This window comes from Pseudomonas sp. MPB03 (assembly GCF_046605385.1).
GTDB classification, from domain to species: domain Bacteria; phylum Pseudomonadota; class Gammaproteobacteria; order Pseudomonadales; family Pseudomonadaceae; genus Aquipseudomonas; species Aquipseudomonas zanjanensis.
Genome location: NZ_CP176770.1, coordinates 1,540,933 through 1,555,278, shown reverse-complemented (window position 1 = coordinate 1,555,278; position 14,346 = coordinate 1,540,933). Strand labels below are relative to the sequence as shown.

Genomic DNA, 14,346 nt, shown 5'->3' with positions numbered 1-14,346 from the left:
TGTCGTAGCGGCGCAAGGCCTTGCCGGCGTCCCACTCCAGGATTTCCGCCTCACTTACCGAGTAAATGAGCGGCACCACATCGAGGATCACTTCGATGTCGCGCTCCGAAAGAAGTCCGCCGGTTTGTTTAAAAAATCGTCGATGCGTACCTGTAGCTGGGTCCAGTCGGGCACAGTCAGGTGATCGAGGTCGGGGATCATCAGGCCAGTGCAATGGGCGGTGATGAACTCAGCGCGTTCCTTGGCCGTCTTCAGTTTTTTCATCGCCTTGGTGGCACGCAGCACCGGCATTTCCAGGGTCAACGAAGTCAGGCTGCGGCCCGCGACGTCGAGCGGTTGCAGCAGCTGCACCTGGTCGGGTTCGACCGCTGTGCTGTCCATCGATTCCAGGAAGTACGACGCCGGGCGCGTGGACATTTCGTGCACGTACTGGGCAATGCTCACGTAATCCGGGCGCTTGAGCTGGTCGAGTTCCTTGACCGACAGGCCGGTCGCCAGTTTGGCCAGCTCGAAGAACTGATCGTCTTCGTCATCGCCAGCGCGGGCCAGGGCCTCTTTTTGCGCGGCGTAGTACAGCGGCTTGAGTGGGAGCTGCTCGATCTGCGAGCCATCGTCACCGGTGATCGGCGACAGCAGCTCATGGGTAGGAGGCATCCAAGACATGAAATCAATTCCTTGGTGAATCAGAGGACAACCTGTGGGAGCGAGCTTGCTCGCGATGACGGCGGTGCGTTCAGCATCGAGGTGTCTGACACTCCGCTATCGCGAGCAAGCTCGCTCCCACAGGGACTGCATCTGCCGGCTGGCAAAGGCTTAAGGCAACAACACCGCACGGCGCGCATCGCCAAGAATGTCGACGCCGTTGAGCACGAACTTCTGGGTGCGCACGTCGATGTCGATCACCGGCACGCCATTTTCCAGACGGTTGTAAGTGCGGCAGGACAACTCAAGATTGGTCTTGGGCTTCTCGCCCATCTTCAGCGTGGTTTCCTCAAGGGATTTCAACTTGCCGCCCACCGTGTGATAGGTGAACCAAGTGTTGCCGTCCTGGTCCTGGCCGGCTTCACGCACGTTGAGCAGAATGTCCTCGCCCACCGTCACGCCCAACGCCAGCATGACTTCCGGACCGAGGCCTTGCAGGGTCAGCTTGGCCGTCAGCACCTTGCCGCCCTTGGCCATTTCCTCGCCAATGAAACGGCCGCCACGCATCTCTTCCATGTCGAATTCGATTTTCGGCGGGGTGAAATCTTCCACGGTCGCCGACAACGGCAGGCCTTGCAGGGTGGCCGCGATGGCCTGTCTTACGCGGTTGGTAAACATTAGAGAACGTCCTCCAGGAACTGCTCGATGATTTCATCGCGGGCATTGAGTTGATAAATCATGTGTTCGTTCGGCGCGTAGCGGCCGTAGTCGATGACCACGTACCAGGTGCCGTTCTTGTACTTCTCGACGCTGTTCAATTCCGGGTGCAGGTACACGCTGCCGCCGGGAATGGTTTCGTCGGCCACCAGGGTTTGCAGCCAGTCGTTGATGCGCTTGACCTCCTGGTCCATGAACGACTTGGTCAGGTTCTTGGCCATGGCTTTCTGGCCGGCCTTCACCAACTTGCGGCTGATGGCATCTTCCAGGCCGACGTAGCTGATGAACTTGCCGGTGATGGAGCGGTTGCCCAGCAGCGAGAAGCCGCCGAGGATCGTCCGGGCGTAGTAGCTGACGCCGTAGCGATTGAGCAGATCGCCTTCGGTGGAGGTGTCGAGGATGTTGTATTCGACGGTGCGCGAAACGTCCTCGGCGAAGGTCACCTGGTTGCCCGGGCTCTCCCACTGCTTGACCTTGGCAAGCGCGGCGATGGCCAGGCTCGACGGGGCCAGGAAGACGTTTTTCTTCGCGGCCTTGGAGTACACCGCCGGCATGTTGTGCACCACCAGGCAACGGTCGAAACCGAGGTCGGCGCCGCCCAGCTCCTGGCTGTAGGTCACTTGGTCGGCGACCGAGGCGTCCTTGCCATCGAGCACCACACGGGCCTTGATGCGCTTGCCAAACGAAGCGAATTCGCTGGCCACGGCCTTGGTGCCGGTGAAGCCCGGCGCGCCGATGATGGTCAGGTCTTCGGCCACGCCACTCAACGCGGCCAGGCCCAACTTGCGCCCGGTCTGCGCCTCGATGCCGCCGATCACGTTGTTCTGCGTGTCGGCCAGGGTCGCGCCCTCTTCGACGATGACCACGTAGACCGGCACCTTGACCACTTTGAGAATCTGGTAGACCGCCTGGAACAACGTACCCGCCTCGGCACCGCTCGGGTCCAGCTGGGCCTGGGTGGTGAAGCTGTTGATACGGAACGGGGTGTTTTTCGGAATCAGCGGATTGGCATTCGGCGCAGTGCCGACCAGACCGATGACGTTGTCACCCAGGCCACCCATGGCCTCGGGAGATTCAGTGGCATTGACGGTAATGCCGTTGTGCTCGAAGTTCAAAACCTCAGCCATGGTTATTCAGCCTTCTTGGTGGTGGCCTTTTTGGCCTTGGTGATTGGGGTAGCTTGCGTGTCAGCAGCCAGCTGCTGCGCATTCAGGACGCTGGTCAGTTCGAGGCGACCGGCACTACGCAAAGCACTGGCCTCGACATCCAACAAATCCAATGTCTGGCCGGCGCTAGACCAATGGCCGCCACCGGTAGGAAATGGCAGCAGCACGGTGTATTGCTTACGAATGGGCATCTACGGTCTCTCCAGATGCGAAAACACAAAAACCCCATAGCGGGGCTTAATGCGGGCGAAAAAAAACCGCTGTCGCGGTTGTGGTTTACTTGATGAAATCTGGCAACACGGGCCAGAGCAGCCTGGACGGCTCCGCGTCCGTTTCGGGGATGTCTCGCAAGGCCTGGCGATAAGCCTTGATCTCGGCAAGCTGGGTTTCTGTTGCGGGGAAGTCCGCCAGCTGGGTGAAGTCCGTGTCCCGCAGCAGTTGGTTGCGGCGTGTGCGAATGGCGGCCCATTCGATTTCACGCGACGGTACAGCGATTGGAGTTTCGAGAGTGTCATTGTTGGACAGATCAGACATGTTCATTCCTTAACTGAAAACAACGGTTTCGGCCAGCGACAACCTGGTGGTCAAATCCCCAAGATTGAATAGCCGACCATTGCCCACGCGCATGGTGTCAATGCGCACGGTGGTGTAATAAACGTTGGGAATCAGAATTCGCATGACGACATTGCCGTTTGTATCGGCATAGACAGCAGGGGTCATATTCCCAAAGGCCGAAACGCTATTCAGGACGCGAGTGGGCTGATAGCAATACCCCACCAGTGTTTCGTCGATTATTTTGGCTGTGCCGTAACTGTAGCCCTTGATGTTGAACCAGAACATTTCCGAATTGACATTGATATTAAGCGGCACTTTGAAATGCATGTACACATTTGCGCTGGCACCCAGGTTGGTGGAAACAAAATCACCCTGCGCCGTTGCGCCATAGACGCCTCCAGTTCCGTAGACGTGTCCCTGCAGGATATTGCGACGAATCGTGCCCAGGGCACTCGGATCCCCTTCCACATCTTTCTGGCTTCGCCATTCGTTGAATTGCGTCAACGCCGTGGCCATGGTCGTATTGATACTGCCGATTTTTCCATTGACCGTCGTGGTCAAGTTATTGGCCGCCGATACCAGCGACGCGATAGTGGTTTCAAGACTCACATTCAATTCCTTGTGTTATTGATTTATTTGGCTTCAAGAGCCGCCACCCGAAACAACAGGCCAACATGCCGCGCCATGTTGTCGATATTGGCGGTAGCCAACGTGGCGATTTCTTCACTCAATAGAATATTCAGGTTGTCGGACCCGACCACCACCGTGACGCTTTGCGCCGGCAACGGGGATATATCCAGCGTGAACTTTTGCAAAACTCGCGCAGCGGCCGCTTTGTAGGTCAGCAGTTTTCCAGCCACCGAATACACCGCCAGCAACGTGCCGGTGGAAAGATAGAAACCGAACTCGCCAATTTCATATTCGTCCGGCCCTTCAAACAGCGCAGCCATCCTCAGTTGCCCTGGATCCAGGTCTTCGTAATCCACAATTGGCACACGCTGTCGTTCATTGCGAAGCGCCGTTTCCGATCCATTGGGATCGTAGCGAGCGGTGCCGGCCCCGATGTGAGTGATCTCCCCTTTCAAGCCTTGGTTTTTCGCCTGCAACACTTCGGCCAGGCCGGCGGAAGTGAAGCGAACCAAGCGCGTAATGTCTTCTGTCATGGCTGCGCCCTGAGGTCGTAATCGTTAATGGTGTAGGGTTGGAAAAAGCCGGTGCTGATAAGTCGTGCATCAAGATCAAGTGATGGCAGCGCCCCCCACAGAAACAGCTCTGCTTCGCTCAATGCTCCATGGGGAACTGACGCGAGCGCCAGACTGCCCCTCGTTTGATGTACGAGCGTGATAGTGGCCTGGTCGCGTTCGCTCTTGGCAGCATTGATGCGCCGTATCAAGCGATTGTGATCGCCGCTGGACCAGCTCTGGCCGATGATCGCTTGCACATCAAAGGTGTAGGGATGTGCAGGAGGTTGCTGCTCATACCAGGCGACGACATGGGGGATAAACCCCATGGACTCGACGGCATGACGCAGGGCTCGACGCGTACCCGCCTGACGCTGGATTTGCCAGGACAACGAAACGGTCAGGCGCTTTTCCAGGTCGTCGGCAGCTGCATCCCATTCACTGACCCCACGATCCGCCGCCAGGTACGGCAAGAACGCCACAGGCGTGGCCGCCGGGTTCATCAGTTCGGGAAACGGCGGATCGACGCGTTCCAGCAGCCGGGCAAACCCGAGATCCAGCGCCCGCTCCAGCGGTGAGCTGTTGACCGGCAGCAGGCTCGGTCGAGAAGTGTCGTCACTCATAACGTATCCACCTCGACCTCGACGCCCGAGCAGTACGGCGCCTGGAAAGCCGTTGTCACTATCGGCGCAAGCGGTTCGAGAATCTGCAGCTGAACCGCGCCAGCGCTGTGCAGGGTGTAATCGATCCAGCTCGGATCCACTCGACCTTCCAGGCGATGACACGCCTCGGCATAGTCCAGCAGTTGTTGTTGTGCGGCAGCCTGGGTCAGGCCCGAGTCAGGCCCGGGATTGATCTTCGCCACGACGCGGATTTTGTAAGGTTTGATTTGCGCGGCCTGCACGATGACCAAGTCCGTCTCGGGCCGTACATCCGGTCGGGCGAAGTGCTCGCGGACGCCGTCGAGCAACGCTTCGGACGGCGTTCCATCGCCGTCGCGGGACAGTACCGTGACCGTGACTTCGCCGGGCGCGGTACGGCGTCCGTTACCGTCCTTGATCTGGGCTGCGTAGCTGTCCGGGTCGAAGGTGTAGGTGACCGTCACCACACCCGCCGAGGCGTTCTCGACCTTCACGACGGGACGCAGCCCCAGGGTAAAAATCTCCCGTCGATACTGCATGCGCGAGCCAGCCGCCGGCGCATGGGGCGCCAGGTAGTAGCGCAACCGCGCATCGTCATCGCTCTCGTAGACCGGGGGGACGGGCGGGAACGCCGCTGGGTCGCCCGGGTCGAGCAACTGGCGTTCGAGCCCCATGTCCGCGAGGCGAGCGTCGAGGTTGGTGCCGGTGGCCCACCACGCCAACATCTGCTTGATGCGGGCGTTGTATTTGCGTTCGTGGGTTTGCAGCCGGACACAGAACGCCTCGAGGGCCAGGGTCAACAGTTCGCTTTCGTTCTCGAGACTGTCCGCCAACTTGGCGGCGCTGGCGGGAGAGCGTGCGGCGACGTACTCGACCACGAAGGCCTTGAACTCGGCGAGCAAGTCCTCGAACGCTTCGACGGTGACGATGGCCGGTTCGGCCAGTTGGTTCTGGCCGGGTATCAACATGCTCATGTCACCACCTCGAAAGTCTGCTTGCGGTTTTTCCAGGTGCCGGCGAAACGCAGCAGCAATCCGGCACCGTGCCGGCTGGCGACGATGACCTGGGGCTCGAAATCATCGATGCCGTTGTGTGGGTTGTAGAACGCTTGGGCCGCATGGCTCTGGGCGAGGATCAACAGGTCGTCGCCGAGGTTCTGCCCCAGCAACTGGGTCAGTGCGCAGCCATACAAAGGGCGCTTCTGGCGGGTGCCCAACGGCGTGGTCAAGGCACGGGTGGCGCGCTGCACGAACTGCAGCCAGTCGTCGACCGTGGCGCCGGTATTTCGATCGATTCCAATCATGAGGAAATCTCTTATGCGGTACTGATGACGCGTCCCTGGTGATCCACCACCGGGCCGCTCAGGTGCACACCGGAGGCGTCGAGCCGAATGCCGACGGCGCCCAGTTTTAATTCGATGATCTGCGGCGTCATCACCAGACTCGATGGGCCAATGCTCAACTGGAGCGATTCGCGGGAACCGCTGAACGTCGCCGGGCCGTTCTTCCAATGCAGGACATGGCTGGCGTGGTCGTAGCCGTTTTCCGTGCCGTCTTGATAGAGGCGACGCGTCAGCGAGGCTTGGGTCGAGACGGGTGGGAACTGACCGCCATTAAGGCCAAACAACGCCACCGCCTGCCCACCGCTCTCGCCGCCGCCATGGTTGAGTAACAGGCATTGCTCGCCCACGGAGGGAATCCGCGACTCGCTCTGGGCGCCGGCGCTCGGGTTGAAAAAGCGGATCGCCGGAGTGAGCAGTCCGCCATGGCTGACCTTGCAGGTGTTGCTGGCCGCATCGACTTCCTGGCAAACGCCAATGCGACAGAAACTTTCCGCACGTCGATGCAAGTCTTCCAGCTCGGTTTCCATCTGCGCCAAGCGCTCGATGATCGGCCCCAGATGCATCCGTAACAGCGCATCAAACATGGCTCAGCCCTCGAGTACGGTGTATTGGTCCGGGTCGTCGATGTTCGACACTTCCCAGGTGCGGGCAAACTTCGCGATGCCCAACGGGTCATCCAACAGCGTCGGGCCGAGGTACAAGGTTTGGCTGAAGGAAAGGGTCCAGGCGGTGTACGACCTTGTCGGGTTGATGAACGTAGATGGCAGGCCATCGATCTCCGTGGGCAAGTCGCATTGATCGCCCGACAGACCCCAGCGGTTATCCATCACCAAGTGCTTCAGCTCAGCGGCCAAATCGCAGGCCTCCCATCCCGGGACGGCCATGACCACTTGCAGGGAAACCGTCAGGACATGGGCGATACGTCCGTCGTTGGCGCGGTGGCCGGGTGCATCACGCTCGATGGCAATCAGTACCCAGGGTTGATCGTCGGTGCCATCGAACTCCTGAGGGCTGCCGACTTTCAAGGTGGGATAAGTGGCGCGCAGCGTCTGGGCAATGGCCGAGAACAACTGCGACGGTTTTTCGATAAGGGCAGGCATTGATCGCCTCCTAGTGTAGGGATCAGCGCTGTCGATTCACGGCTGGTCGGGAGGAACGTCTCGCGGAGGGACTTCGCACACGCCGAGCCGCTTGGCGACCCAGCGCTCGTAAAGACCGATGGCCACATCGGCACCGGCCATGGCGGTCAGGCAACCCAGGGCGCAAGCGCTCCAGATCGACATCCCGAGGGCGTACAACAGCATGGTTGCCGATACGCCGCAGACCACGCAGGCACCGGAGCGCAGAACCACGCGGCGCAGCAACGGCCAGCCACGGGCGCCCTCCTTGTCGGCGCGCCACATCTCGCCGGACACCCCGCCCACCAGGGCGAGCACGATGACCAGCCAGATCGGCATGTCCAGCAACGCTTGTTGCTCGTTTGTCATGTCAGGCTTCCTGGGGGTGATTAAGATTGGGCGGGTAAGTTGTTTGAGGTGAATGAGATGTGGGTCGGTGCACCCACTAAGTCGCGACTAATAGCGTTCAAGCTTTTTCAGGTATTGGAGGGCTGACATTACTTTGGCGCAGCGCAGGTCGCGCCTTTGTAGGTCATCGTGTAGGTGTAGTGCCTGTCCCACGACAGCGGTAGCGCACTGGGTGCGGCCCATTCCGCGTAGTTACCCGACATCGAACCCGCGACAGCCAACTTGCCCATGGCAATGGTCGCGAGATTGTTGGCGCTCCCTGCACCCGGCATTGGCACACTCCCATTCCATTGGAGATCGTCCCCGTTCTGGAACCATGCGCCCTTCCAGCCGGCCTGCGAACTCGAGTACCAGGTATTGTCTGCTTTGAAACAGATCGTTTGGTTGGCATAAAAACCACCGCCCGGAACATGGTAGTAAGCGAATTGCCAGGAACCGACAGGTGAGGTTTCAGCACTTGCATTAAGGGACTGGAAGGCCAGGACAGCTACGACCAGCACACTGAAAAAGTTTTTCATCAGTTACATCCTTTTAGATAGGTAAGTTTTTTAAATCACTTTTTATCCGGGCATCTCCTTGGTTTCACGGATGAGCGCATGGAAATGCCCTGCCTGTTTGAAGCACCTCGCGGCACAGGCATTCCAAAAAGCCCGGTTGCCCAGGCTTTTCAGTAATGCGCTTGATCTTTCGGCGCGACTGGCGCGGTACGGATCCATTCAAATTGTTCCTCCGGCCGCGGTCCCTGCCCGCCGGATAACTGCTTCTGGTGCTTTACGCTGCACACCCGGGTCAGTTGCCAACCCTCTGAACCGTTAAGGCCGGTTCATCGCTGCCTGTTGGTGGAACTAAAGAGCTTTGTTGCCAGCCGCTTTGTCGAGCGGCTTGGACACAGAATATGCATGGATGCATATACAGTCAATGCGCAAATGCATTAATTTATGCGTTTCGAATGCGCAAATGCATAAAGCCCTTGTAAATGCGGGGTCGCGGGTTTCAGGAGGCGAAAAAAAACCCGCGCGGCGGCGGGTTTTATCTGACAGCGGAGGGGTTAACGGGCGTACATACCCCACCAGAAGACGTGACCGAGGATGACGATCTGCTCGTCCTGCATTTCCTGGAACGTGTAGTCCTCATCCGGGTGTTCATCGCGGTTGAAGCTACGCAGGCGGATGCCGGTGGGCAGGCGGTAAAGCTGCTTCACCCGCAGTTGGCCGTTGTGATTGATGGCGTAGAGGTCACCGTCGACAATATCGCCGATCCCGCATTTGCCCGCATTCACCCCAACCGTGGCGCCGTCGCGCAGCACCGGCAACATGCTGTTGCCGCGCACCGTCACGCACTTGGCCTGGTCGAACTGCACACCGTTGTGGCGCAGGCTGCGCTTGCCGAACCGCAGGCTGGAGCGCTCGCTCTCCTCGATGACGAATCTTCCTGATCCAGCAGCCAATTCAACCTCACGCAGAAAAGGGACCGACACTTCGTCTTCTTCGACGGGTGTTTCGTCGTCCCACAGGCTTATGTCCTTGAGTTCGGAATGCGGCTCGTCGCGGCGGGCATTGCCGAGGGGCACAACGTCGGCGCGCCCGCGCAGCTGATCGGTGCTCACGGCAAAATATTCGGCGATCTTCGAGATGTGTTTATCCGAAGGGTCGACGATCTTGCCGCTGAGGATCCGTGAGAGGGTGGACTGAGGCACGCCGGTACGCCGGTGAAGCTCCGTGGGGGAGATCCCGTGCTGATCGAGCAATGCTCTTAATACGGTCGAAACGTTGCGTTTTTGCATAACGCGCATAGTGCTTGTTCTTTTCGCAGAAGACAAATGCTGTTTTGCATAAATATGCAATATGTAGGAGCTGTCGAGTGCAACGAGGCTGCGATCTTTCCCCAGACACTTGAGTCTCAAGCGAAAGATCAAAAGATCAAAAGATCGCAGGCTTCGCCAGCGCCTACAAAAGCCAAAGCCTCCCACCTGGGATTTGCCCTACACGTCCCTAAGAAAAGACTTCAAGCCCGTCCTTCAAATATGCGACGCAAGGCTACGTTTTCTTGCGCCTCTGCCTACAACTACGCCAGAATCCGCCGGCTTGTGCGCCTTGGGGGCCACCGGTACTTTTGATCCTGTCACTGCCCATCAGTGATCGGGTTTAGTAGCCCGGTATTTCCAAGATGTACATCGCTCCATCCTGTCAGGTATTCCCATTCCTGCATTCGATGGTAGCTGTGCGCAGGGCGCCCTCGGGTGCGCCGGTTTCTTGGATCCCCGGTCTACTAACCTGCGTACAGCTGCCACCCATTTCGTTTAGTAGCGAATCGGTGATGGCTCCCACTTCGAGGATCCAAGCATCATGAGCAAGAACACTCCAAATCCCCCAGACGATCACGTCTCCCGCAGCCAATCGGCCAACGCCAAGAAACTCGACGACGCGGCCACCCGCGCCCTGGACTATTACCTCAAACCGAAAACCGACAAGAAAACCGCTGACACGCCCGACACCCTTTTCATCATCGCCCCCAACGTCGACGCCGAATGCCTGCTCGCCAACCTCAGCGAAACCCTGGCCTCGGCCAATGCCATGGTCAGTGACCTGGCATTCGACCTGAAAGGCTCGCGGCGGAATATCTTGCTGGGGGTTCAACAGATGATCGAGCTGAGCCAGTTGTTGGCGAACCGGGCGTTGGATGTGGTTGAGGTGAGGTAGCACTCATGATGCAAGCCAAGACCTAAGAGAAACCCGAGTCATCACTGTGGGAGCGAGCTTGCTCGCGATAGCGGTAGTCCAGTTACAACTAAGTTGTATTGGCAGCCGTCATCGCGAGCAGGCTCGCTCCCACAATTGGATCGGGTACAGCCGGAGAGACGGGCCGGCTTGCGGGCTCTTCAAAAGTGCCCCGCCGTCAGGGCAACCCTAAGTAGCCGTTACCGAAAAAACGGATAAGCACACAGTCCTGAAAACCACTCACATATGGGTAGCACCAGACCGCCCATGTTAACCTTGCGCCCATCGCGGAAAAGCCGGGCCAATGCCCCTCCTTTTGCCCCACACCTTTCAACGAGCTTCCCTGACACCCATGAATACCGCCGTGAACGACCTGTCCTCCCACACGCCGATGATGCAGCAATACTGGCGCCTGAAGAACCAGCACCCCGATCAGCTGATGTTCTACCGCATGGGGGACTTCTACGAGATCTTCTACGAGGATGCGAAGAAAGCCGCCAAGCTATTGGACATCACCCTGACGGCGCGTGGGCAATCGGCGGGCATGGCGATACCGATGTGTGGGATTCCTTACCACGCGGCGGAAGGTTACCTGGCGAAGCTGGTCAAGCTCGGCGAATCCGTGGTGATCTGCGAGCAAGTCGGCGACCCGACCACCAGCAAAGGGCCTGTGGAACGCCAAGTCGTGCGGATCATCACACCGGGTACAGTCAGTGACGAAGCCTTGCTGGATGAACGCCGGGACAACCTGATCGCCGCGGTGCTGGGCGACGAACGCCTGTTCGGCCTGGCGGTCCTGGACATCACCAGTGGCAATTTCTCGGTGCTGGAAATCAAGGGCTGGGAAAACCTGCTGGCGGAGCTGGAGCGGGTCAATCCGGTAGAGCTGTTGATTCCCGATGACTGGCCTAAAGACCTGCCGGCGGAAAAACGCCGTGGCGTACGTCGGCGGGCACCGTGGGATTTCGAGCGCGACTCGGCGCTGAAAAGTCTCTGCCAGCAGTTTTCCACCCAGGACCTCAAGGGCTTCGGTTGCGAGAACCTGACCCTGGCCATCGGCGCGGCCGGTTGCCTGCTGGCCTACGCCAAGGAAACCCAGCGCACCGCCCTGCCCCACTTGCGCAGCCTGCGTCACGAGCGCCTGGATGACACCGTGGTGCTGGACGGCGCGAGCCGACGCAACCTGGAGCTGGACACCAACCTGGCCGGTGGGCGCGACAACACCTTGCAATCGGTGGTTGATCGCTGCCAGACCGCCATGGGCAGCCGCCTGCTGACCCGCTGGTTGAACCGTCCACTGCGGGACCTGACGGTACTGACAGCGCGCCAGTCATCCATTACTTGCCTGCTGGACCGCTATCGCTTCGAGCAGCTGCAACCGCAGCTCAAGGAAATCGGCGACATCGAGCGGATCCTCGCCCGTATCGGCCTGCGCAACGCCCGTCCCCGTGACTTGGCGCGCTTGCGCGATGCCCTCGGCGCGCTGCCTGAACTGCAGGTGGCGATGACCGACCTTGAAGCGCCGCACCTGCAACAACTGGCACGCACCACCAGCACCTACCCGGAGCTGGCCGCGCTGCTGGAAAAAGCCATTATCGACAACCCGCCGGCGGTGATCCGTGACGGTGGCGTGCTGAAAACCGGCTACGACGCCGAACTCGACGAGCTGCAAGCGCTGAGCGAGAACGCCGGCCAGTTCCTGATCGACCTTGAGGCCCGGGAAAAAGCCCGCACCGGACTGGCCAACCTCAAGGTCGGCTACAACCGAATTCACGGTTACTTCATCGAACTGCCAAGCAAACAGGCCGAGCAAGCCCCGGCCGACTACGTCCGCCGCCAGACCCTCAAGGGCGCCGAGCGTTTCATCACCCCGGAACTCAAGGCGTTCGAAGACAAGGCGCTGTCGGCCAAGAGTCGCGCCCTGGCCCGGGAAAAGATGCTCTACGAAGCGCTGCTCGAGGATCTGATCAGCCAATTGCCGCCCTTGCAGGACACCGCCGGCGCCCTGGCGGAACTGGACGTGCTGAGCAACCTGGCTGAACGCGCGCTCAACCTGGACCTCAACTGCCCACGCTTCGTCAGCGAACCATGCATGCGCATCAGCCAGGGTCGTCATCCCGTGGTCGAGCAAGTCCTGACCACGCCGTTCGTGGCCAACGACCTGAGCCTGGACGACAACACCCGCATGCTGGTGATCACCGGTCCGAACATGGGCGGTAAATCCACCTACATGCGCCAGACCGCGTTGATCGTGCTGCTGGCCCACATTGGCAGCTTCGTTCCGGCGGCCAGTTGCGAGTTGTCCCTGGTGGACCGCATCTTTACCCGGATCGGCTCCAGTGATGACCTGGCCGGTGGACGCTCGACATTCATGGTGGAAATGAGCGAAACCGCGAATATCCTGCACAACGCCACCGAACGCAGCCTGGTGCTGATGGACGAAGTCGGCCGCGGCACCAGCACCTTCGACGGCTTGTCCCTGGCCTGGGCCGCGGCCGAACGCCTCGCGCACCTGCGGGCCTACACGCTGTTCGCCACCCATTACTTCGAACTCACCGTGTTGCCGGAAAGCCAGCCGCTGGTGGCCAACGTTCACCTCAACGCCACCGAGCACAACGAGCGCATCGTCTTCCTGCACCACGTGCTGCCCGGCCCGGCCAGCCAGAGCTACGGCTTGGCGGTGGCGCAACTGGCCGGCGTGCCGAGCGAAGTGATCAGCCGTGCCCGCGAGCACCTGAGCCGCCTGGAAACCACCAGCCTGCCCCACGAAGCACCACGCCCGACCAAAGGCAAACCGGCCGCGCCACAGCAAAGCGACCTGTTCGCCAGCCTGCCGCATCCGGTGCTCGATGAACTGGCCAAGCTCGATGTGGACGACCTGACGCCACGTCGGGCACTCGAATTGCTCTATACATTGAAGACACGGATCTAACGCACAGGCTTTCAAGCTGTTAGAATCTCGCGCGGTTTGGGATGCTGCGGGCTATTAGCCTGGTTCGCAGACTACCGCTCCCAAACCTCGCGACCCCGCCGTGAAGGGGCTTCGCGACAGCCGCCTGAGGAGAGAATTAGAAATGACCTTCGTCGTCACCGACAACTGCATCAAGTGCAAGTACACCGACTGCGTAGAAGTGTGTCCGGTGGACTGCTTCTACGAAGGGCCGAATTTCCTGGTCATTCACCCGGACGAGTGCATCGACTGCGCCCTGTGTGAACCGGAATGCCCTGCCGTGGCCATCTTCTCCGAAGATGAAGTGCCCGCTGGCATGGAAAATTTCATCGAGCTGAACGCCGAGCTGGCGGACATCTGGCCGAACATCACCGAGAAGAAAGACCCTATGCCAGGCGCCGAAGAGTGGGATGGCAAGACTGGCAAGATCGCAGACCTGGAACGCTGATCATCCCTGCGTTCGTCGAAAAGGCCCCTTGCGGGCCTTTTTGCTTTTTCGGATCAAGAAATCGCAGGCAAAAAAAAGGGGCGGTTTGACCCGCCCACATTTTTTCCCTAATCCCTTTAATCCTATTCATCGTCCTGATGAATCGCGTCCTGCGATGTCCTTCCTTCCCATCGTCCTTGACGGGTGTGTCTGTCCGTCGACACAGGGCTGATATTAGTGTCTTCCCAGGCGAGTGCAACGCGGGTGATACAGGTGGGTTGCTCTGTCACACTATGTTCACCAAATAATTTCCCTTATAAATCAGGTGAATACGAAAAGATCACGGCGTTTATAGCGGTCTGTCCCGGTGCAGGGGAACCGATCGCTTACGTAACACTCGGCAAAAGCTTACAAGCTGAACCTATAAATGGAGCTGGGTTGGGGAAGCGACCCTCTGGAAACGCAGAAGCTTCGAACCTGTT

Annotated in this window: 19 protein-coding genes; 3 read left to right on the top strand and 16 right to left on the bottom strand. The window is 59.4% G+C overall.

Going from position 1 to position 14,346, the window contains the following annotated elements:
- Nucleotides 1–87 precede the first annotated feature (87 nt).
- The 16 genes from ACLH0I_RS06765 to ACLH0I_RS06690 all read right to left on the bottom strand — a co-directional run bounded on the left by ACLH0I_RS06765 (nt 88) and on the right by ACLH0I_RS06690 (nt 9,553).
- Nucleotides 88–663: a phage tail assembly protein gene (locus ACLH0I_RS06765; protein WP_411386628.1), complete on the bottom strand. Its 576-nt coding sequence runs from the start codon at nt 661–663 to the stop codon at nt 88–90.
- A gap of 150 nt (nt 664–813) precedes the next feature.
- Nucleotides 814–1,320 carry a phage major tail tube protein gene (locus ACLH0I_RS06760; protein WP_250965891.1) on the bottom strand — a complete coding sequence of 169 codons (507 nt, stop codon included), beginning with the start codon at nt 1,318–1,320 and terminating at the stop codon, nt 814–816.
- Nucleotides 1,320–2,486 (bottom strand): phage tail protein, encoded by a 1,167-nt coding sequence (locus ACLH0I_RS06755; RefSeq protein WP_411386627.1) that lies wholly within the window; start codon nt 2,484–2,486, stop codon nt 1,320–1,322. Before ACLH0I_RS06755 ends, ACLH0I_RS06760 begins: the two co-directional genes overlap by 1 nt.
- Nucleotides 2,487–2,488: 2 nt before the next feature.
- The gene (locus tag ACLH0I_RS06750) at nt 2,489–2,716 is read right to left on the bottom strand and encodes a hypothetical protein (RefSeq protein WP_411386626.1); all 228 of its coding nucleotides are present in this window, start codon (nt 2,714–2,716) and stop codon (nt 2,489–2,491) included.
- A gap of 85 nt (nt 2,717–2,801) precedes the next feature.
- Nucleotides 2,802–3,059, bottom strand: coding sequence for a tail fiber assembly protein (locus ACLH0I_RS06745; RefSeq protein ID WP_411386625.1), 258 nt, complete (start codon nt 3,057–3,059; stop codon nt 2,802–2,804).
- Between the two features lie 9 nt (nt 3,060–3,068).
- Nucleotides 3,069–3,689 carry a hypothetical protein gene (locus ACLH0I_RS06740; RefSeq protein WP_411386624.1) on the bottom strand — a complete coding sequence of 207 codons (621 nt, stop codon included), beginning with the start codon at nt 3,687–3,689 and terminating at the stop codon, nt 3,069–3,071.
- 23 nt (nt 3,690–3,712) lie between these two features.
- Nucleotides 3,713–4,243 carry a hypothetical protein gene (locus tag ACLH0I_RS06735; RefSeq protein WP_411386623.1) on the bottom strand — a complete coding sequence of 177 codons (531 nt, stop codon included), beginning with the start codon at nt 4,241–4,243 and terminating at the stop codon, nt 3,713–3,715.
- On the bottom strand, nt 4,240–4,884 hold the full coding sequence (locus ACLH0I_RS06730) for a phage tail protein I (RefSeq protein WP_411386622.1): 645 nt from the start codon (nt 4,882–4,884) through the stop codon (nt 4,240–4,242). The genes ACLH0I_RS06735 and ACLH0I_RS06730 overlap by 4 nt, the downstream gene beginning before the upstream one ends.
- Nucleotides 4,881–5,876: a baseplate J/gp47 family protein gene (locus ACLH0I_RS06725; RefSeq protein ID WP_411386621.1), complete on the bottom strand. Its 996-nt coding sequence runs from the start codon at nt 5,874–5,876 to the stop codon at nt 4,881–4,883. The genes ACLH0I_RS06730 and ACLH0I_RS06725 overlap by 4 nt, the downstream gene beginning before the upstream one ends.
- Complete coding sequence (locus ACLH0I_RS06720; RefSeq protein WP_207965436.1) at nt 5,873–6,205, bottom strand: phage baseplate protein; 333 nt, start codon at nt 6,203–6,205, stop codon at nt 5,873–5,875. The genes ACLH0I_RS06725 and ACLH0I_RS06720 overlap by 4 nt, the downstream gene beginning before the upstream one ends.
- Nucleotides 6,206–6,216: 11 nt before the next feature.
- Nucleotides 6,217–6,828 (bottom strand): phage baseplate assembly protein V, encoded by a 612-nt coding sequence (locus ACLH0I_RS06715; protein WP_411386620.1) that lies wholly within the window; start codon nt 6,826–6,828, stop codon nt 6,217–6,219.
- A 3-nt stretch (nt 6,829–6,831) separates the two neighbouring features.
- A complete protein-coding gene (locus tag ACLH0I_RS06710; RefSeq protein WP_411386619.1) occupies nt 6,832–7,344 on the bottom strand; it encodes a hypothetical protein in 513 nt (170 codons plus the stop codon).
- Nucleotides 7,345–7,380: 36 nt separating this feature from the next.
- Nucleotides 7,381–7,731 carry a phage holin family protein gene (locus ACLH0I_RS06705; RefSeq protein WP_057451604.1) on the bottom strand — a complete coding sequence of 117 codons (351 nt, stop codon included), beginning with the start codon at nt 7,729–7,731 and terminating at the stop codon, nt 7,381–7,383.
- Between the two features lie 128 nt (nt 7,732–7,859).
- Nucleotides 7,860–8,288, bottom strand: coding sequence for a hypothetical protein (locus ACLH0I_RS06700; RefSeq protein ID WP_411386618.1), 429 nt, complete (start codon nt 8,286–8,288; stop codon nt 7,860–7,862).
- 42 nt (nt 8,289–8,330) lie between these two features.
- On the bottom strand, nt 8,331–8,486 hold the full coding sequence (locus tag ACLH0I_RS06695; protein ID WP_411386617.1) for a hypothetical protein: 156 nt from the start codon (nt 8,484–8,486) through the stop codon (nt 8,331–8,333).
- Between the two features lie 332 nt (nt 8,487–8,818).
- Complete coding sequence (locus ACLH0I_RS06690; protein ID WP_411387468.1) at nt 8,819–9,553, bottom strand: helix-turn-helix transcriptional regulator; 735 nt, start codon at nt 9,551–9,553, stop codon at nt 8,819–8,821.
- Nucleotides 9,554–10,115: 562 nt separating this feature from the next.
- Here ACLH0I_RS06690 and ACLH0I_RS06685 point away from each other — a divergent pair.
- From ACLH0I_RS06685 to fdxA, 3 genes are all read left to right on the top strand, one after another.
- Nucleotides 10,116–10,469 (top strand): DUF6124 family protein, encoded by a 354-nt coding sequence (locus tag ACLH0I_RS06685; RefSeq protein WP_411386616.1) that lies wholly within the window; start codon nt 10,116–10,118, stop codon nt 10,467–10,469.
- A gap of 382 nt (nt 10,470–10,851) precedes the next feature.
- Nucleotides 10,852–13,419, top strand: a complete 2,568-nt coding sequence (gene mutS, locus ACLH0I_RS06680) for a DNA mismatch repair protein MutS (RefSeq protein ID WP_411387467.1) — start codon at nt 10,852–10,854, stop codon at nt 13,417–13,419.
- Nucleotides 13,420–13,561: 142 nt separating this feature from the next.
- A complete protein-coding gene (gene fdxA / locus ACLH0I_RS06675) occupies nt 13,562–13,885 on the top strand; it encodes a ferredoxin FdxA (protein WP_250965178.1) in 324 nt (107 codons plus the stop codon).
- Nucleotides 13,886–14,346: the final 461 nt, after the last annotated feature.